We start from the raw sequence: 18,303 nt of genomic DNA, 5'->3' as shown, positions 1-18,303 counted from the left end.
GTTTTCCTGCCCGTCGGGCCTGTTTGCACGCTGTTGTCGCCGAGTGTCGCGATCGTCACACAACCGTGAAAGCGATGCCGCTTCAAGGTTGCCCGACCCGTGGCAAGCTGCTAGAGACAGCCGTGATTTCCGGACGGCCCTCCAAAAGCCGTGCGACCGCGACCCGCACCCCGCGACAGACCGGACGATGGCCGGCCCGCCAGCGGGGTATGCGCAAACCGTAAAGGATGACCGTGGCCAACTCTGTTTCCATGTCCCACAGCATCGCCGGACGCTATGCGCAGGCCGTCTTCGATATCGCGAAGGACGAAGGGGGCATCGATGCCCTGGCCCAGCAGACCGCCGATCTGGATGCAGCGCTTCAGGACAGCGCCGAGCTGCGCGACCTGATTTCCAGCCCGATCTACAGCCGCGACGAACAGGGTCGCGCCATCGCGGCCCTTGCGGCGAAGATGGGGCTGTCGCCGGTGCTGTCGAACACGTTGCAGCTGATGGCGAAGAACCGCCGTCTGTTCGTGCTGCCGCAACTGGTCGCGCGTCTGGGCGACCTGATCGCCGCCGAGCGCGGCGAGGTCACTGCCGATGTCGTCAGCGCCGTCGCCCTGAGCGACGAGCAGCAGCAGCGCCTGGTCGCGACGCTGTCCGAAAAGACCGGCAAGACCGTCAAGCTGAACACGCGCGTCGATGAGACCCTCATCGGCGGCATGATTGTCAAGTTGGGCTCGCAGATGATCGACAGCTCGGTCCGCTCGAAGCTCAGCTCCCTGCAGAATGTCATGAAAGAGGTCGGATAATGGGAATCCAGGCTGCCGAGATTTCGGCGATCCTCAAGGAGCAGATCAAGAACTTCGGCCAGGATGCCGAAGTTGCCGAAGTCGGTCAGGTTCTGTCCGTCGGCGACGGTATCGCTCGTGTCTACGGTCTGGATAAGGTGCAGGCCGGCGAGATGGTGGAATTCCCGGGCGGCGTCCGGGGGATGGTGCTGAACCTCGAGACCGACAACGTCGGTGTCGTGATCTTCGGCGACGACCGCGCCATCAAGGAAGGCGACACCGTCAAGCGCACGCGCTCGATCGTGGACGTCCCCGTCGGCAAGGGCCTGCTGGGCCGCGTCGTCGACGGTCTGGGCAACCCGATCGACGGCAAGGGTCCGATCGAGTCGACCGAGCGTCGCGTCGCCGACGTCAAGGCTCCGGGCATCATGCCGCGCAAATCGGTCCACGAGCCGATGGCGACCGGCCTGAAGGCCGTCGACGCGATGATCCCCGTCGGCCGCGGCCAGCGCGAGCTGATCATCGGCGACCGCCAGACCGGCAAGACCGCGATCGCGCTGGACACGATCCTGAACCAGGCCGCCTATAACGGTCGCGAAGAAGACGGCATGAAGACCCTTCACTGCATCTATGTCGCAGTGGGTCAGAAGCGTTCGACCGTCGCCCAGCTGGTGAAGAAGCTGGAAGAGACCGGTGCGATGGCATACACCACCGTCGTCGCCGCGACCGCCTCGGACCCCGCGCCGATGCAGTTCCTGGCGCCGTACTCGGCGACCGCGATCGGCGAATACTTCCGCGACAACGGCATGGACGCGCTGATCATCTATGACGACCTGTCCAAGCAGGCCGTCGCCTACCGCCAGATGTCGCTGCTGCTGCGCCGTCCGCCCGGCCGCGAAGCCTATCCGGGCGACGTCTTCTACCTGCACTCGCGCCTGCTGGAACGTTCGGCCAAGCTGAACGAGGAATACGGCGCAGGCTCGCTGACGGCTCTGCCGATCATCGAGACGCAGGGCGGCGACGTGTCGGCCTTCATCCCGACCAACGTGATCTCGATCACCGACGGCCAGATCTTCCTGGAAACCGAACTGTTCTTCCAGGGCATCCGCCCGGCCGTGAACACCGGTCTGTCGGTCAGCCGCGTGGGTTCGGCAGCACAGACCAAGGCGATGAAATCGGTCGCCGGTCCCGTGAAGCTGGAACTGGCGCAGTACCGCGAGATGGCTGCCTTCGCCCAGTTCGGTTCGGACCTCGACGCCGCGACGCAGCGCCTGCTGAACCGCGGTTCGCGACTGACCGAGCTGATGAAGCAGCCGCAGTACCGCCCGCTGACCAACGCCGAGATCGTGATCGTCATCTATGCCGGCACGAAGGGTTACATCGACAGCCTTCCCGTCAACGACGTCGTCGAATGGGAAGACGGTCTGATCAACTTCCTGCGCAGCCAGAAGAGCGATCTGCTGGATGACATGACCAGGAACGACCGCAAAGTCGCGGGCGAACTGGAGGAATCGATCAAGGCGGCGCTGGACGAATACAACCGCACCCGCGCCTGAGAGGGGGGATAGATGCCCAGTCTCAAGGATCTCAAGAACCGGATCGGAAGCGTCAAGAACACGCGGAAGATCACCAAGGCGATGCAGATGGTCGCCGCCGCGAAACTGCGCCGTGCGCAGGAAGCGGCGGAGGCCGCGCGCCCCTATGCCGACCGCATGGCTGCGGTGATGTCCGGCCTGACCGCGAATGCCGCGGGCCAGGCCGGGGCACCGCGCCTGCTGGCCGGGACGGGCAGCGATCAGCGTCACCTGCTGGTGGTCATGACCGCGGAACGCGGCCTGGCCGGCGGCTTCAACAGCTCGATTGTCAAGCTGGCACGCCAGCATGCCGACCGTCTTCGCGCCGAGGGCAAGGATGTCGCCATCCTGACCGTCGGCAAGAAGGGCCGCGAGCAGCTGAAGCGCGACTATGGCAGCCTGTTCGTGCATCACATCGACCTCTCGGAGGTCAAGCGCATCGGTTACGACAATGCGCGTGCGATCGCGGACGAACTGCTGAGCCGCTTCGACGCCGACCAGTTCGATGTCGCGACGATCTTCTTCAACCGCTTCGAGTCGGTGATCGCCCAGGTGCCCACGGCACGTCAGGTCATCCCCGCCGAGGTGCCCGAGGAAGCCGGTGCCGCGAACGCGCTCTATGAATACGAGCCGGGCGAAGAGGAACTGCTGGCCGAGCTGCTGCCGCGCTCGGTCGCGACGCAGCTCTTTGCCGCGCTTCTGGAAAATGCGGCGTCCGAACAGGGCGCGCGGATGACGGCCATGGACAACGCCACGCGCAGCGCCGGCGACATGATCGACCGTCTGACGACTGAGTATAACCGCTCGCGTCAGGCTGCGATCACCAAGGAACTCATCGAAATCATTTCGGGCGCCGAGGCGCTCTGACCGTAACGCTAGAGGGTGATCACATGGCAGAGGCCACTGGTAAAATCACGCAGGTGATCGGCGCCGTCGTTGACGTGCAGTTCGACAACCACCTGCCCGCGATTCTGAACGCGCTGGAAACCGACAACAACGGCAAGAAGCTTGTTCTGGAAGTTGCACAGCATCTGGGCGAGAACACCGTCCGCACCATCGCCATGGACGCGACCGAAGGTCTGGTCCGTGGCCAGTCGGTCGGCGACACCGGCGGCCCGATCACGGTGCCGGTCGGCGACGCGACGCTCGGCCGCATCCTGAACGTCGTGGGCGACCCGGTGGACGAGGGCGACGCCCTGACCGTCACCGAGACCCGCGCCATCCACCAGCCCGCGCCGGACTTCGCCCAGCAGGCGACCAGCTCGGAAATCCTGGTGACCGGCATCAAGGTCATCGACCTGCTGGCCCCTTACTCCAAGGGCGGCAAGATCGGCCTGTTCGGCGGCGCAGGCGTCGGCAAGACCGTTCTGATCATGGAACTGATCAACAACATCGCGAAGGTGCACTCGGGTTACTCGGTGTTCGCGGGCGTCGGCGAACGGACCCGTGAAGGCAACGACCTGTACCACGAGATGGTGGAATCGGGCGTCATCAAGCCGGACAACCTGGCGGAATCGCAGGTTGCGCTGGTCTATGGCCAGATGAACGAGCCTCCGGGGGCCCGCATGCGCGTCGCGCTGACCGGCCTGACCCTGGCCGAGCAGTTCCGCGACAGCACCGGCACGGACGTCCTGTTCTTCGTCGACAACATCTTCCGCTTCACGCAGGCGGGTTCCGAGGTGTCGGCACTTCTGGGCCGCATCCCCTCGGCAGTGGGCTATCAGCCGACGCTGGCGACCGACATGGGCGCGATGCAGGAACGCATCACCTCGACGAAGAACGGCTCGATCACCTCGATCCAGGCCGTCTACGTCCCGGCCGACGACCTTACCGACCCGGCACCGGCAACGACCTTCGCCCACCTCGATGCGACGACCGTTCTGTCGCGTGCGATCTCGGAACTGGGCATCTACCCGGCCGTGGACCCGCTCGACTCGAACAGCCGCATCCTCGACCCGGCGATCGTCGGCGAGGAGCATTACAAGGTGGCGCGCGACGTGCAGGGCATCCTGCAGAAGTACAAGTCGCTGCAGGACATCATCGCGATCCTGGGCATGGACGAACTGTCCGAAGAGGACAAGCTGACCGTGGCCCGCGCGCGCAAGATCCAGCGCTTCCTGTCGCAGCCCTTCGACGTGGCGAAGGTCTTCACCGGTTCGGACGGCGTTCAGGTCCCGCTGGAAAAGACCATCGCGTCCTTCAAGGCGGTCGTTGCGGGTGAATACGATCACCTGCCGGAATCGGCCTTCTACATGGTCGGCGACATCGAAGAGGCCAAGGCGAAAGCCGAGCGTCTCGCCGCCGAAGCCGCGTAAGGGGGCGATATGGCCGATACCATGCAGTTCGACCTCGTGTCGCCGGAACGGAAGCTTGTCTCCGTTCCCGTGCGCGAGGTGCGCCTGCCGGGCAATGACGGCGATCTGACCGCCATGCCCGGCCATGCGCCCGCGATCGTGACCCTGCGTCCCGGCATGGTGGTTCTGGTGGGTGCCGACGGCGCCCAGCAGGAATTCGCCGTGACCGGCGGCTTTGCCGAGATCAACGCGGATTCGGTCAGCCTGCTGGCAGAGCGCGGTCACCCGCGCGAGGAAGTCACGCAGGAAGTCTTCGACGAGATGATGCGCGACGCGCACCGGGTTCACCGCTCGGCGCAGGACCGTCGCGAGCATGTCGGCGAAGAAGTCGTGACCGCCGCCGTCAAGCTTCTGGGCGACATGCAGGCGCTCGGGTCGCATATCGGGCTGGACCCGAATTCGGCGACCGTGCCCGACTGATCGTCAGCCTTCGGTTGATTGCAAGGCCCCGGCGTTCGCGCCGGGGCTTTTTCTTATGGCACCCAATCGGTTAAGCGTGCATGATCGACGCTTCCGGGGGGAATGAAGATGCTGCGTGTGAACACTGGCGAACTGGGGATCCTGCAGGGGCAGGAGATGCTCGTGACGGATTTCGACACGAGCGGGCCTTTCTGGACCGAGACCGGCGACCGCGAGGTCCGCGCCCATATCGACTTTCCCGAACGCTTTTTGCGCCCGCCCGTCGTTCAGCTGTCGGTGACGATGTGGGACCTGGACAGCGACCGCAACCAGCGCGGCGACCTGCGCCCCGAGAACGTGACGGCCGCGGGCTTCGACATCGTGTTCCACACCTGGGGCGATACGCGGATCGCCCGGATGCGCGTGGGCTGGACGGCCATCGGCGCGCTTCCGGACGAACACGACTTCATCCTCTGACGCTCAGGCCCGGTCGAGGTTCACGTCGATCAGTCCCGCCAGCTGATCGGGATGGGTGATGGGCAGCATGTGGCCCGCACCCGGCACCGAGGCCCGTCCGACATCCTGCAGCCGCGCGGCCAGCGCATCGGCGATGTCGTGGACGACCGTGGGGCTGTCGTTGCCGGTCACGATCATCACCGGCGCGTCGATGGATTCCAGCCCGCCGTCGCGCAGGATGCGCGCGGCATCGTTGCGCAGCGTGTCCCCGGTATCCGCGACCAGCGCGATCTGGTCGCGTATCGGGTCGGGCAGGGCGTCCGGCTGCGGCCCGCCCCAGACCGACAGGAAGCTGCGCGCCGCGCCTTCGATATCCCCGCGTTCCAGCATGGCCGCCATCTCGGCGTCCCGCGCGTCCTGTTCGGGGCTGGGCGCGGCGGCGAACAGCACCGGTTCCACCAGGGTCAGGCTGCGCACGGCCTCGGGGGCGGCGACGGCGATGCGCAGCGCCACGGTCGCGCCGATGCTGTGGCCCATGATGTCCAGCGGCCTTTGGATGAAGCTGGCCGCGATCCGCGTGACGGCGGTGTGGAAATCGGGATCGCCCTCGGCAGGGGTCCAGGGATCGCTGCGGCCATGGCCCGGCATGTCGAAGCCGCGCAGGTCCAGCCGCCCGCCAAGCGCCTGCGCGACCGGCCCCCAATAGGACCCGCTGGCCATCATGCAGTGCAGCGCAAGGCCCGGGCGATCCTCGTCGCCGGGCCAGTGGCGCAGGTGGATGCCGCTCATAGGGTGGCCAGATGCCGGTCGAGGAAGTCGATCCGGTCCTGTCCCCAGAAGCGCTGGTCGGTCTCGCGCACGATGTAGAAGGGCGTGCCGAAGGCCCCCGCCGCCACGGCCTCTTCGAGGTTGCGGGCATAGGTTTCCGCGCCGACCAGAAGGCCGCTGTCCACCAGGTTCGGATCGAAGCCATGCGCGCCCAGCACGTCGCGCAGCACGGCGTCGTCGCTGATGTCGCGTTCCTCGGCCCAGCAGGCGCGCATGATGCCGTGGACCAGCCCGCCCAGATCGCCGCCGCCGGCCTTCTGCGCCGCGATGACCGCATAGGAGGACGGCGCCATGTTCACCGGCCAGAAGGCGGGTTTCTGGTTCATCTCCATGCCCAGATGTTCGGCCCAACGCGGGATTTCCTGGTTGCGGTACTCCTGCCGGTTCGGGTGGCGCTTGGCGGGGCCGACGCCGCCGGTGCGGTCGAACAGCTGGATCACGTCCAGCGGCTTGTAGGTGATCGTGGCGCCGTGACGTGCCGCGACCTCTTCCAGCCGTGTGCCGGCAAGGTAACACCAGGGGCTGATCGTCGCGAGATAGTAGTCGATATGGGCCATGGGGGTCCTTTCGGGGTTTGCCGCAGGCTATCGCGGTGGTAAGCGGTCCGCAATCTGCCCGAACTCGCCAGAGGCCCGATGATGCCCGTCATGACCGAACCCAAGCTGATCTCCGGAAACGCCAACCGCCCGCTTGCCAGCGCCATCGCGCGGCGGATGTCCATGCACCGCGGGATGAGCGTCAACCTGCTCGATGCCCGCGTCGAGCGGTTCAACGATGCCGAGATCTTCGTGGAGGTCTACGAGAATGTCCGCGGCGAGGACATGTATATCATTCAGCCGACCTCGAACCCGGCGAACGACAACCTGATGGAACTGCTGATCATGGTCGACGCGCTCAAGCGTTCGTCGGCCGCGCGGATCACCGCCGTGATCCCCTATTTCGGCTATGCCCGCCAGGACCGCCGCGCCAAGGCCCGCACGCCGATCAGCGCCAAGCTGGTCGCGAACCTGCTGACCGAGGCCGGCGTCGATCGCATCCTGACGATGGACCTGCACGCCGCCCAGATCCAGGGCTTCTTCGACATCCCGGTCGACAACCTCTATGCCGCGCCGGTCTTCGCGCTGGATGTGCAGCACCACTTCAAGGGCCGCATGGACGACATGATGGTCATCTCGCCCGATGTGGGCGGCGTGGCGCGTGCGCGCGAACTGGCGACCCGGATCGGCGCACCGCTGGCCATCGTGGACAAGCGCCGCGAGAAGGCGGGCGAGATCGCGGAAATGACCGTCATCGGCGATGTCGAGGGCAAGAGCTGCATCATCGTGGACGACATCTGCGACACCGCCGGAACGCTGTGCAAGGCCGCGCAGGTGCTGATGGACAACGGCGCGACCGAGGTTCACGCCTATATCACCCACGGCGTCCTGTCCGGCCCCGCGGTCGAGCGTGTCAGCAAGTCGGTGATGAAGTCGCTGGTCATCACGGATTCGATCCAGCCGACCGAGGCCGTCCGCAACGCGCCCAATATCCGCATCGTGCCGACCGCGCCGATGTTCACGCAGGCGATCCTGAACATCTGGAACGGCACCTCGGTCAGCAGCCTGTTCGAGACGGACACCCTGCTGCCGATCTACGAAGGTCTCTACAACACCTGAGAATGAAACGGCGCCCCGCGGGGCGCCGTTCCGGTTTTACAGGGCGCGCCAGCCGATGTCGCGGCGGCAGAAGCCCTCGGGCCAGTCGATCGCATCGACCTGAGAATAGGCGCGCTGATGCGCCTGGGACAGGGTCTCGCCGCGTCCCGTGCAGGTCAGGACCCGCCCGCCCACGGCGACGGTCGCGCCGTCCTTCTGGGCGGTGCCCGCGTGGAAGGTCATGCGGAAGCTGTCCTCGTCCAGCGCCTCCAGCCCCTGGATGGCCGAGCCCTTCTCGTACACCCCCGGATAGCCCTTGGCAGCCATCACGACGGTCATGGCGTGATCGTCGGCCCAGGTCACGCGGGTGTCGGCCAGCGCGCCTTCCGCGCAGGCCAGCAGCAGGTCCAGGATCTGCGCGCCGAGGCGCATCATCAGCACCTGGCATTCCGGATCGCCGAAGCGGACATTGTATTCGACCAGCCGCGCCGTGCCGTCCTTGATCATCAGCCCGGCATAGAGCACGCCCTGGAACGGCGTGCCGCGCCGCGCCATCTCGGCCACGGTGGGGCGGACGATCCGCTCCATCACCTGCTCCTGCAGCGCCTCGGTCAGGACGGGGGCGGGGCTGTAGGCGCCCATGCCGCCGGTGTTCGGGCCGGTATCGCCTTCGCCCACGCGCTTGTGGTCCTGGGCGGTGCCGACGGGCAGGCAGTCGGTGCCGTCGGACAGGATGAAGAAGCTGGCTTCCTCGCCCTCCATGAACTCCTCGATCACGACCGAGGTGTCGCCGAATTCGCCGTCGAAGATCGCGTCGATGGCGGCATGGGCCTGCTCGACCGTCTCGGCCACGGTGACGCCCTTGCCGGCGGCCAGCCCGTCGGCCTTGATCACGATGGGCGCGCCCTGCGCGGTGACGTAGTCGCGGGCCTGCGAGCCGTTGTCGAAGCGCGCCCAGGCGGCGGTCGGGGCGTTGCAGGCGTCGCAGACCTCCTTGGTGAAGGTCTTGGACGCCTCGAGCTGCGCTGCGGCCTGACTGGGGCCGAAGGTCAGGAAGCCCGCGTCGCGCAGCGCGTCGGACACGCCGGCGGCCAGCGGGGCCTCGGGGCCGATCACGACGAAGTCGATCGCGTTCTCCTGCGCGAATTCCAGCACCTCGGCGCGGCTCTCGATGTTCAGCACGGCACATTCCGCGACATTCGCGATGCCCGCATTGCCGGGGGCGACGATCAGCCTGTCGCATTTGGGGTTCTGCCGGATCGCCCATGCCAGCGCATGTTCGCGCCCGCCGCTTCCCAGGATCAGGATGTTCATCTGCCGCCCTTTCGCTTGACCTGCGGGCGTTCTAGTCTGCCCCCAAGCAGGGAACAAGGCGCATGGATCTTTTCGAGGACGACGACGACAAGCCGGGCAGCAACGCCCATGAATTCACCGTGTCGGAACTGTCCGGCGCGGTGAAGCGCAGCATCGAGGACCAGTTCGGCCGCGTCCGCGTCCGGGCCGAGATCGGGCGCGTGTCGCGTCCGGGGTCGGGGCACCTGTATTTCGACCTCAAGGATGATCGTGCGGTGCTGGCTGCCGTGACGTGGAAGGGGCAGGCCGCACGGCTGGCCCACCGCCCCGAGGAGGGGATGGAGGTGATCGCTACCGGTCGCCTGACGACCTTCCCCGGCCAGTCGAAATACCAGATGATCGTGGACCAGATCGAGCCTGCGGGCGCCGGCGCGCTGATGGCCATGCTGGAGAAGCGCCGCAAGGCGCTGGCCGCCGAGGGGCTGTTCGACCAGGACCGCAAGCGGCCCTTGCCCAGCCTGCCGCGCGTGATCGGGGTCGTGACCTCGCCCTCGGGGGCGGTGATCCGCGACATCCTGCACCGCCTGCGCGACCGCTTTCCGACCCATGTCGTGATCTGGCCCGTCGCCGTCCAGGGCGAGGCCTGCGCGGGCCAGGTGGCCGCCGCGATCCGGGGCTTCAACGCGCTGCCCGAGGGTGGGCCGATCGCGCGGCCCGACCTGCTGATCGTCGCGCGGGGGGGCGGCAGCCTCGAGGATCTGTGGGGCTTCAACGAAGAGATCGTCGTGCGCGCCGCCGCCGAGAGCCGCATCCCGCTGATCTCCGCCGTGGGGCACGAGACCGACACCACGCTGATCGATTTCGCGTCCGACCGGCGCGCCCCGACCCCCACCGCAGCCGCCGAGATCGCGGTCCCCGTGCGCGTCGAGCTGTCGGCCCGGCTGGCCGATGCGGGGGCGCGGATGGCGCGGTCCGGCACGCAGATGATCCAGCGCCCGCGTCAACGGCTGCGCGACCTCTCCCGCGCCATGGGCCGACCCGCCGCCCTGACGGACGGGGCGCGGCAGCGGCTGGACCTGCAGGGCGCGCGGCTGGAACCGGCGCTGCGCCAGCTTGTCCGGATGCGGCGGCAGCAGCTGGCCTCGCGGCCGATCCCGGCGGCCACGCTGCGGCAATGCGCGGCGGCCAAGCGGCACGGGCTGGAACGCGCCGCCGGACGGCTGGACATCGCCCGCCAGCGCAGGCTGGAACGCCCGCGCGACCGCGTGGCGCAACTGGCCGAGCGGCTGGAGGCATCGCTGCGCCGGATCGCGGGAACCACGCGGCGCGCGGCGCATGACCAGCGGCAGAAGCTGGGGCAGCTGGCCGACCGGCTTGCGGTGGCTCAGCGGCGCGACATGGCGGGGCGCAAGGACGCGCTGGCCCGGCTGGACCGGATGCGCCAGACGCTTGGCTACAAGGAAACGCTGAAGCGGGGCTTTGCGGTCGTTCACGGCCCGGACGGTGTGCTGACCGAGGCCGCGCAGGCGGCGAAGACGCCGCAGTTCCGGGTCGAGTTCCACGATGGCAGCGTCGAGGCGCGCCCCGCGACCGCCCCGTCGAAGCCCGGGCGGCGCAAGGCACCGCCCGAACAGAAGAGCCTGCTTTAGTCGCGGCGCAGGGCCGCGGCGGTGCGTGCGCGGCCCTCGATCGCGGACCAGTTGCCGTGGTTCATGTCATTTTCCGTCACGATCCAGCTGCCGCCCACGCAGACGACGTTCGGCAGCGACAGGTAATCCGTCGCGTTGTCGGGCGAGACGCCGCCCGTCGGGCAGAAGCTGACCCTGGGCAGCGGACCGGCCAGCGATTTCAGGGCAGGGGCGCCGCCCACGGCCTCGGCCGGGAAGAACTTCAGCATGTCGAAGCCCGCATCGGCGGCGCGCATGATCTCGGACGCGGTGACGGCACCGGGCAGCAGGGGCAGTTCAAGATCGGCGCAGGCATCGATCAGCCGGTCCGTCAGACCGGGCGAGACCGCGAAGCTGGCCCCCGCATCCTTCGCCCGCTTGGCGTCGTCGGGCGTCAGCACGGTGCCCGCACCGACGTGACCGCCCGCGACCTGCGACATCGCGCGGATCGAATCCAGCGCGGCATCCGAACGCAGCGTGACTTCCAGCACGGGCAGCCCGCCCGCGACCAGCGAACGCGCCAGATCGGCCGCCTTGGCCGCGTCCTTGATGACGATCACCGGGACGACCGGGGCCAGCTGGCACAGCGCGCGCGTCTTCTGGGATTGCTGTTCGGGGGTCATGATACACCTCGGATCTGCTATGATGGCGCCGAAACTGGACCGGGGGGGCGCTTGATGCAAGCGAAAGCGCCGCCATGCACGGGCTTTGCGCGATTCGCGCTTGCATCCGCGCGGTTTCGACTGTAACGCGCACACACTTCACAGGCAGGGGAGGGCCATTGCGGGAGAAATCCGCAAGCGGTCCACCGGTTGGGGCATCCGCCCTGAGACCCCCTGCCAAGGCGCAAACCGGAAAGGAACCAAGATATGGCGCTTCCCGAATTCTCCATGCGTCAGCTGCTCGAAGCTGGCGTTCACTATGGTCACCAGACGCAGCGCTGGAACCCGCGGATGGCCGAGTTCATCTATGGCGACCGCAACGGCATCCACATCGTCGACCTGACGCAGACCGTCCCCATGCTGGACGCCGCGCTGAACGTCATCCGTGACACCGTCGCCAAGGGCGGCCGCGTCCTGTTCGTCGGCACCAAGCGCCAGGCGCAGAAGTCGATCGCCGAAGCCGCCGAGAAATCGGCGCAGTTCTACATGAACCACCGTTGGCTGGGCGGCACGCTGACCAACTGGAAGACCGTCAGCCAGTCGATCAACCGCCTGAAGGCCATCGACGAGACCCTGGCCGGCGGCGCCGACGGTCTGACCAAGAAAGAGCGTCTGCAGCTCGAGCGCGATCAGGAAAAGCTGACCGCAAGCCTCGGCGGCATCCGCGACATGGGCGGCCTGCCGGACCTGCTGTTCGTCATCGACGTGAACAAGGAAGACCTGGCGATCGCCGAAGCCAAGAAGCTGGGCATCCCGGTCGTCGCCGTCGTCGACACCAACTGCTCGCCGGATGGCGTGGACTACATCATCCCGGGCAACGATGACGCGGCCCGCGCGATCTCGCTGTATTGCGACCTGGTCAGCCGCGCTGCCCTGGACGGCATGTCGGCACAGATGGGCGCCGCAGGCGTCGATCTCGGTTCGCTGGCAGAAGCTCCCGAAGAGCTGGCCGTCGAGGAAGAAGCCCAGGCCTGATCGGCCCGCGGACACGCGATTTCATCGAATTGTCGTCAGGCGGGGATATCCCCCGCCTGAACGCTTGAACACAAGGAGACGGACATGGCTATCACCGCTGCTATGGTGAAAGAGCTGCGCGAGACCACCGGCGCAGGCATGATGGACGCCAAGAAGGCGCTGACCGAGAATGACGGCGACATGGAAGCCGCCATCGACTGGCTGCGCACCAAGGGTCTGGCCAAGGCCGCCAAGAAGTCGGGCCGCGTCGCCGCCGAGGGCCTGGTCGCCGTCGCCGTGCGCGAAGGCCGTGGCGTTGCCGTCGAAGTGAACTCGGAAACCGACTTCGTCGGCAAGAACGAAGAGTTCCAGAACATGGTCCGCAAGATCGCGGAAGCCGCGCTGAACGTGGACGATGTCGAGGCGCTGAAGAACGAGAAGATCGACGGCAAGCCGGTTTCGGAAATCCTGACCGACGCGATCGCCAAGATCGGCGAGAACATGACCCTGCGCCGCATGGTCACCGTCGAGGCGCCGATCGTCGTGAACTATGTTCACAACGCTGCTGCCGAAGGCATGGGCAAGATCGGCGTGCTGGTCGGCCTAGAAGGCGGCAACGAGGAAATCGGCCGCCAGATCGCGATGCACGTCGCCGCGACCTCGCCCGCCTCGCTGGACGAGACCGACCTCGACGCCGCCCTGGTGCAGCGCGAGAAGGACGTCCTGACCGAGCAGGCGCGCGCATCGGGCAAGCCCGAAGCCGTCATCGAGAAGATGATCGAAGGCCGCATGAAGAAGTTCTTCGAAGAGGTCACGCTGACCGGCCAGAAGTTCGTCATCAACCCCGACCTGACCGTGGCGGAAGCCGCGAAGGAAGCGGGCGCGACGATCAAGGCCTATGCCCGCGTCGAAGTCGGCGAAGGCATCGAGAAGCTGGAAGAGGATTTCGCAGCCGAGGTCGCCAAGACCCTGGGCAGCGCCTGATCCCTTCGGGTTCCATCCGGAACACGGGAATGCCGGTCCTTCGGGGCCGGCATTCTGCGTTTCGGGTGTCGCGGAATTTGACGGATGCTCCGGTGGCGATGCCAGCCAAAGGCAACATGACCGGCATCGCCTGTTCCTGACACTTGCGTGTCACCACTCACGGAACAGGCGCATGCTGCCTGAAAAGGCCAGTCACCCCAATTGGCGGAAATCCTTACCGTTGCCCTGCAGCAGCGGTTGCTTGGCCACGCTGTCGCCATGGGCGAACAATTGCTGCGTGACATGGGCCTTCAGCACCGCCTGCGGCGTCGTTTCGACCCCCAGGTTCTCGCGCGCAAGGCGCAGGTGCTTTTCGACCGTGGCGACGGTGATGCCCAGGATGACGGCGATTTCGGCCACGGTCTTGCCCAGGGATCGCCACAGCAGCACCTCGCGCTGGCGCGGCGTCAGGTCGCGACCGGCCGTGCTGCGCGACAGGGTGGCGATGCGCATGTGCAGGACGTTGGCCAGCAGCTCCATCGCGTGGCCGGACTGGTGCCACAGCTCGGTCAGGTGCCCCTCGGATGCATGCCTGCCCGCCCAGAGCAGCACGACCCCGCAGCTGTTCAGCACCGTCCCGTAAAGGCTTATCGCCTGCACCAGCCCCAGCCCCTCGCCGATGAGGCGTTCGAACATGGCGGGGTTGCCCAGCTCCTGCGAGATGGCCGCCGCCGAGATCACGCCGGTCGTCCGGATGGTCCGGTCGATCAGGTCCTGCGCCGTCAGTTCCATGTTCAGCGATCGGGGCAGGTTGCCCAGAAGCAGCGGCGCCTCTCTCAGGCTGGGAAGGGGGATGTCGGTCGCGAAGCTTGCGCGATATTGGACAAGGCGATACCCGTAATGGTTGCTTGCCTTTATGAAACAAGCATTTGCGTCATTAATTGACGCAGCCGAAACAATGCCCTGGATGAATTCTGTAAGCATAATGACCTGGAAACGACAAACAAATAACAGGACCAGTAAGCATTCCATCGGCCTGAAACTCAAGTGAATTGAGGAATTGTGCAAACCTGACGCCGTCCTGTTGCAACAGCGCACGGCGCTTCGCGCTGGACCTGCAGGCGGGGGCTGTGGCAATCAGTGCGCGACGGAAAAAGGATGGACGGATGCCCTTCACGATCGCGATCGACGGACCTGCAGCCTCGGGTAAGGGGACGATCTCGCGCGCGATCTCGGCGCATTTCGGGTTCCGGCACCTGGATACGGGGCTGCTCTATCGTGCGATCGGGGCGATGGGAGGCGATCCGATCGCGGCTGCGCGCGCGCTGGTGCCGCAGGATCTGGACCGGCCCGATCTGCGCACCGCCGAGGCAGGGCAGGCCGCCAGCCGCGTCGCCGTGATCCCCGAGGTGCGCGCGGCGCTTGTCGATTTCCAGCGCCGCTTCGCGCTGGAGGAGCCGGGCGCGGTGCTGGACGGGCGCGATATCGGCTCGGTCATCTGCCCGGACGCGCGGGTGAAGCTGTATGTCATCGCCTCGGACGAGGTGCGGGCCGCCCGCCGCGCGGCCGAGCTGGGCGCCGACCCCGCCCAGATGCTGATCGAGCTGCAGGAGCGCGACCGCCGCGACAGCGAACGCGCAGCGGCCCCCCTCCGTCCGGCCCCGGATGCCGTGATGCTGGACACCAGCGCGCTGACCATCGACCAGGCCGTGGAACGGGCCATCGCCGAGGTCGCGCGCGCCCGCGGTTAACCGATGATCTCGAACCGGTTCACGTCGACCATGCCGCGGTCGGTGATCTTCAGCGCCGGGATGACCGGCAGGGCCAGGAAGGCCAGCTGAAGGAAGGGCTCCTCTAGCGTGGTGCCGAGGGTGCGGGCCGCGGCGCGCAGATCGACCAGGCGGTCGCGCACATCCTCGAACGGATCGAGGCTCATGAGGCCCGCGATGGGCAGGGGCAGCTCGGCCAGCACGCGCCCGTCGCGGACGACGACGAAGCCGCCCTCGATTTCCGACAGGCGGTTCGCGGCCAGCGCCATGTCGTCGTAATCCATGCCCACCACGGCGATGTTGTGATGGTCGTGGCAGACGGTCGATGCGATGGCCCCGTGCCGCAACCCGAAGCCCTGCACGAAGCCCGTGGCGATGTTGCCGTTCCTGCCGTGACGCTCGACCACGGCGATGCGGACCAGGTCGCGGTCGGCATCGGGGCGCTTGTCGCCATCGACCGGTGCGATGCGGTGGGTCAGGTGTTCGGTGATGATCTTGCCTTCGAGGATGCCGATCACCGGCGTCTCCTCGGCATTGCCGCTGCAGCGGAAATCGCGTGCCGACAGCGACGGCGCCTTGACCGATCCGCGGCCCGGCGCGGCGACATGACCGCGCGCGCCAAGCGCCGTGTCATCGACCATGCGCCCGCCCGCGATCACCAGCGAGGCGCGGCAGTCGTCCAGGTCGGGCATCGCCACGATGTCGGCGCGCAGCCCTGGCGCAATCAGGCCGCGATCCTTCAGTCCGAACGCCTCGGCCGCCGACAGGCTGGCCGCGCGATAGACCGCAAGCGGGGGCACGCCCCGCGCGATCAGGCGGCGGATCATGTAGTCCAGATGCCCGTGCTCGTCGATGTCCAGCGGGTTCCGGTCGTCGGTGCACAGGCACATGTAGGGGCTGGTGCGTTCGCTCAGCAGGGGCGCCAGCGCCTCCAGGTCCTTGCTGACCGAGCCTTCGCGGATCAGCACGCGCATGCCCTTCTGCAGCTTCTCGCGCGCCTCCTTGGCGGTGGTGGCCTCGTGCTCGGTGCGGATGCCGGCGGCGACATAGGCGTTCAGGTCGCGGCCCAGAAGCTGCGGGCAATGCCCGTCGACATGACCGCCCGCGAACAGGCGCAGCTTGGCCATCGCCGCCGGATCGCGATGGATCACGCCGGGATAGTTCATGAACTCGGCCAGCCCGATCCCCGAGGGGTGGTTCATCACCTGCGCCAGATCATCGGCCTCGATCCGCGCGCCGGCGGTCTCCATCTCGGTCGAGGGGACGCAGCTGGACAGCTGCACGCGCAGGTCCATCAGCAGATGCGCCGATGCGTCCTGGAAATACCGGATGCCGTCGAGGCCGATGACATTCGCGATCTCGTGCGGGTCGCAGATGGCGGTGGTGACGCCGCGCGGGGTCACGCAGCGGTCGAATTCGAAGGGCGTGACCAGGCTGCTTTCGACATGCAGATGCGTGTCGATGAAGCCGGGGACCAGCACCATGCCGGACACGTCGATCACCTGCGCGCCGTCGTAATCGGCGGCGATGCCCGCGATCCGGTCGCCGCAGATCGCGACATCGCCTTCCAGCAGCTCGCCCGTGATCAGGTCCAGAACGCGCCCGCCCCGCAGGACCAGATCGGCCTGCATGTCACCCCGGGCCTGCGCGATGCGGCGTTCCAGATCGTCCATGTCGTCATCCTTGCTGAATCGAAGGCGCCAACAAACCGGAATGCGGGGGCCGCGTCCAGCCCCCGCGGGCGCCTCAGGGGTTCCAGCGCAGGAAATTGGCGATCAGGCGCAGCCCGATATCCTGCGACTTCTCGGGGTGGAACTGCGTGCCCACGATGTTGTCGCGCCCCACGACCGCCGTCACCGGCCCGCCATATTCGGCATGGGCCAGCAGATGCGCCGGATCGGTCACGCGGAAATGCCAGCTGTGGACGAAATAGGCGTGATCGCCCGTGCGGATGCCGTCCAGCACCGGGTGCGGGTGATCGACCACCAGGTCGTTCCAGCCCATATGCGGCACCTTGAGGCCCGGCGCGTCGATGGCCACGACCTCTCCTCCGATCCAGTCGAGGCCGGGGGTCCGGCGATATTCGTGCCCGGTCGAGGCCAGCATCTGCATGCCGACGCAGATGCCCATGAAGGGCTTGCCCTGAACCAGCACCGCCTCGCGCAGGGCCTCGGCCATGCCGTCCACCTCGCCAAGGGCGGTGCGGCAGGCGGGGAATGCCCCGTCGCCCGGCAGCACGATCCGATCGGCCTTCAGCGCGGTATCGGGGTCCGAGGTGACGATCACCTCGGCGCCGATGTCGCGGCCCATCTTCTGGAACGCCTTTTCCGCCGAATGCAGGTTCCCGCTGTCGTAATCGACCAGTGCGACCCGCATCACAGCGCCCCCTTGGTCGAGGGCAGGACGCCCGCCATGCGGGGATCGGGCTCGACCGCCTCGCGCAGGGCGCGGGCGACGGACTTGAAAGCGGCCTCGGCGATGTGGTGGCTGTTGATCCCGTGGATGCGGTCCACATGCAGCGTGATGCCGCCATGCGTGGACAGCGCCTGGAAGAATTCGCGCACCAGTTCGGTGTCGAAGCTGCCGATCTTCTCGGTCGGGAAATCGACGTTCCAGACCAGGAAGGCGCGGCCCGACAGGTCCAGCGCCGAGGCGACCTGCGCGTCGTCCATCGCAAGGTGGAACCGGCCATAGCGGCGGATGCCCGTCTTGTCGCCAAGCGCCGCGACCAGCGCCTGGCCGATGGCGATGCCGGTATCCTCGACCGTGTGGTGGTCGTCGATATGCAGGTCGCCCGTCGCGCGGATCGTCATGTCGATCAGCGAATGGCGTGCCAGCTGGTCCAGCATGTGATCGAAGAAGCCCACGCCGGTCTTGTTGTCATAGACGCCGGTGCCGTCGAGGTTCAGCGTGACCTCGATCTTCGTCTCGGCAGTGGTGCGGGTGATCGTCGCCTGACGCATGGGGTGTCCTTCCT

General features: G+C 67.1%; 19 protein-coding genes. 11 read left to right on the top strand and 8 right to left on the bottom strand.

The annotated features are described in order from the left end of the window. Positions 1–233 precede the first annotated feature (233 nt). From QMZ16_RS01330 to QMZ16_RS01305, 6 genes are all read left to right on the top strand, one after another. Positions 234–794, top strand: a complete 561-nt coding sequence (locus tag QMZ16_RS01330) for a F0F1 ATP synthase subunit delta (RefSeq protein WP_028725831.1) — start codon at positions 234–236, stop codon at positions 792–794. Next, on the top strand, positions 794–2,329 hold the full coding sequence (atpA, locus tag QMZ16_RS01325) for a F0F1 ATP synthase subunit alpha (RefSeq protein WP_022707546.1): 1,536 nt from the start codon (positions 794–796) through the stop codon (positions 2,327–2,329). The genes QMZ16_RS01330 and atpA overlap by 1 nt, the downstream gene beginning before the upstream one ends. A gap of 12 nt (positions 2,330–2,341) precedes the next feature. Next, positions 2,342–3,214 carry a F0F1 ATP synthase subunit gamma gene (locus QMZ16_RS01320; RefSeq protein WP_022707545.1) on the top strand — a complete coding sequence of 291 codons (873 nt, stop codon included), beginning with the start codon at positions 2,342–2,344 and terminating at the stop codon, positions 3,212–3,214. Positions 3,215–3,237: 23 nt separating this feature from the next. Next, positions 3,238–4,662, top strand: a complete 1,425-nt coding sequence (gene atpD, locus QMZ16_RS01315; RefSeq protein WP_022707544.1) for a F0F1 ATP synthase subunit beta — start codon at positions 3,238–3,240, stop codon at positions 4,660–4,662. Between the two features lie 9 nt (positions 4,663–4,671). Next, positions 4,672–5,121: a F0F1 ATP synthase subunit epsilon gene (locus QMZ16_RS01310; RefSeq protein ID WP_022707543.1), complete on the top strand. Its 450-nt coding sequence runs from the start codon at positions 4,672–4,674 to the stop codon at positions 5,119–5,121. 108 nt (positions 5,122–5,229) lie between these two features. Further along, positions 5,230–5,577 carry an H-type lectin domain-containing protein gene (locus QMZ16_RS01305; RefSeq protein ID WP_028725830.1) on the top strand — a complete coding sequence of 116 codons (348 nt, stop codon included), beginning with the start codon at positions 5,230–5,232 and terminating at the stop codon, positions 5,575–5,577. A gap of 3 nt (positions 5,578–5,580) precedes the next feature. Here QMZ16_RS01305 and QMZ16_RS01300 read toward each other — a convergent pair whose 3' ends face one another. Further along, positions 5,581–6,345 carry an alpha/beta fold hydrolase gene (locus tag QMZ16_RS01300; protein ID WP_282601804.1) on the bottom strand — a complete coding sequence of 255 codons (765 nt, stop codon included), beginning with the start codon at positions 6,343–6,345 and terminating at the stop codon, positions 5,581–5,583. Beyond that, positions 6,342–6,941, bottom strand: a complete 600-nt coding sequence (locus QMZ16_RS01295; protein ID WP_282601803.1) for a 2-hydroxychromene-2-carboxylate isomerase — start codon at positions 6,939–6,941, stop codon at positions 6,342–6,344. The genes QMZ16_RS01300 and QMZ16_RS01295 overlap by 4 nt, the downstream gene beginning before the upstream one ends. A gap of 81 nt (positions 6,942–7,022) precedes the next feature. Between QMZ16_RS01295 and QMZ16_RS01290 the strand changes: the two genes are divergently transcribed. Further along, positions 7,023–8,039 carry a ribose-phosphate pyrophosphokinase gene (locus QMZ16_RS01290; RefSeq protein ID WP_028725829.1) on the top strand — a complete coding sequence of 339 codons (1,017 nt, stop codon included), beginning with the start codon at positions 7,023–7,025 and terminating at the stop codon, positions 8,037–8,039. Between the two features lie 36 nt (positions 8,040–8,075). Here the strand turns inward: QMZ16_RS01290 and purD are convergent, their stop codons facing one another. Further along, positions 8,076–9,332: a phosphoribosylamine--glycine ligase gene (gene purD / locus QMZ16_RS01285; protein ID WP_282601802.1), complete on the bottom strand. Its 1,257-nt coding sequence runs from the start codon at positions 9,330–9,332 to the stop codon at positions 8,076–8,078. Positions 9,333–9,394: 62 nt separating this feature from the next. Between purD and xseA the strand changes: the two genes are divergently transcribed. Continuing rightward, positions 9,395–10,960: an exodeoxyribonuclease VII large subunit gene (gene xseA / locus QMZ16_RS01280; RefSeq protein ID WP_282601801.1), complete on the top strand. Its 1,566-nt coding sequence runs from the start codon at positions 9,395–9,397 to the stop codon at positions 10,958–10,960. Here xseA and eda read toward each other — a convergent pair. Beyond that, a complete protein-coding gene (eda, locus tag QMZ16_RS01275; protein WP_282601800.1) occupies positions 10,957–11,601 on the bottom strand; it encodes a bifunctional 4-hydroxy-2-oxoglutarate aldolase/2-dehydro-3-deoxy-phosphogluconate aldolase in 645 nt (214 codons plus the stop codon). The two genes, xseA and eda, sit on opposite strands and share 4 nt — an antisense overlap. Positions 11,602–11,847: 246 nt before the next feature. Here eda and rpsB point away from each other — a divergent pair, with 246 nt between their 5' ends. Then, positions 11,848–12,615, top strand: coding sequence for a 30S ribosomal protein S2 (gene rpsB / locus QMZ16_RS01270; RefSeq protein WP_022707535.1), 768 nt, complete (start codon positions 11,848–11,850; stop codon positions 12,613–12,615). 84 nt (positions 12,616–12,699) lie between these two features. Continuing rightward, positions 12,700–13,578, top strand: a complete 879-nt coding sequence (tsf, locus tag QMZ16_RS01265) for a translation elongation factor Ts (protein WP_022707534.1) — start codon at positions 12,700–12,702, stop codon at positions 13,576–13,578. A 192-nt stretch (positions 13,579–13,770) separates the two neighbouring features. Here tsf and QMZ16_RS01260 read toward each other — a convergent pair whose 3' ends face one another. Next, on the bottom strand, positions 13,771–14,541 hold the full coding sequence (locus QMZ16_RS01260; protein WP_282601799.1) for a helix-turn-helix transcriptional regulator: 771 nt from the start codon (positions 14,539–14,541) through the stop codon (positions 13,771–13,773). A 182-nt stretch (positions 14,542–14,723) separates the two neighbouring features. Here QMZ16_RS01260 and QMZ16_RS01255 point away from each other — a divergent pair, with 182 nt between their 5' ends. After that, positions 14,724–15,308, top strand: coding sequence for a d(CMP) kinase (locus QMZ16_RS01255; RefSeq protein ID WP_282601798.1), 585 nt, complete (start codon positions 14,724–14,726; stop codon positions 15,306–15,308). Here QMZ16_RS01255 and ade read toward each other — a convergent pair. The 3 genes from ade to hisB form a co-directional block, all read right to left on the bottom strand. Further along, a complete protein-coding gene (gene ade / locus QMZ16_RS01250; protein WP_282601797.1) occupies positions 15,305–16,999 on the bottom strand; it encodes an adenine deaminase in 1,695 nt (564 codons plus the stop codon). The two genes, QMZ16_RS01255 and ade, sit on opposite strands and share 4 nt — an antisense overlap. A gap of 73 nt (positions 17,000–17,072) precedes the next feature. Next, the gene (gene hisH, locus QMZ16_RS01245; RefSeq protein ID WP_282601796.1) at positions 17,073–17,702 is read right to left on the bottom strand and encodes an imidazole glycerol phosphate synthase subunit HisH; all 630 of its coding nucleotides are present in this window, start codon (positions 17,700–17,702) and stop codon (positions 17,073–17,075) included. Beyond that, on the bottom strand, positions 17,702–18,289 hold the full coding sequence (gene hisB / locus QMZ16_RS01240) for an imidazoleglycerol-phosphate dehydratase HisB (protein ID WP_022707529.1): 588 nt from the start codon (positions 18,287–18,289) through the stop codon (positions 17,702–17,704). Before hisB ends, hisH begins: the two co-directional genes overlap by 1 nt. Positions 18,290–18,303 lie beyond the last annotated feature (14 nt).

The organism is Paracoccus sp. PARArs4 (genome assembly GCF_947311865.1).
Lineage (GTDB): Bacteria > Pseudomonadota > Alphaproteobacteria > Rhodobacterales > Rhodobacteraceae > Paracoccus > Paracoccus zeaxanthinifaciens.
This window is presented reverse-complemented; position numbering and strand designations above follow the sequence as displayed.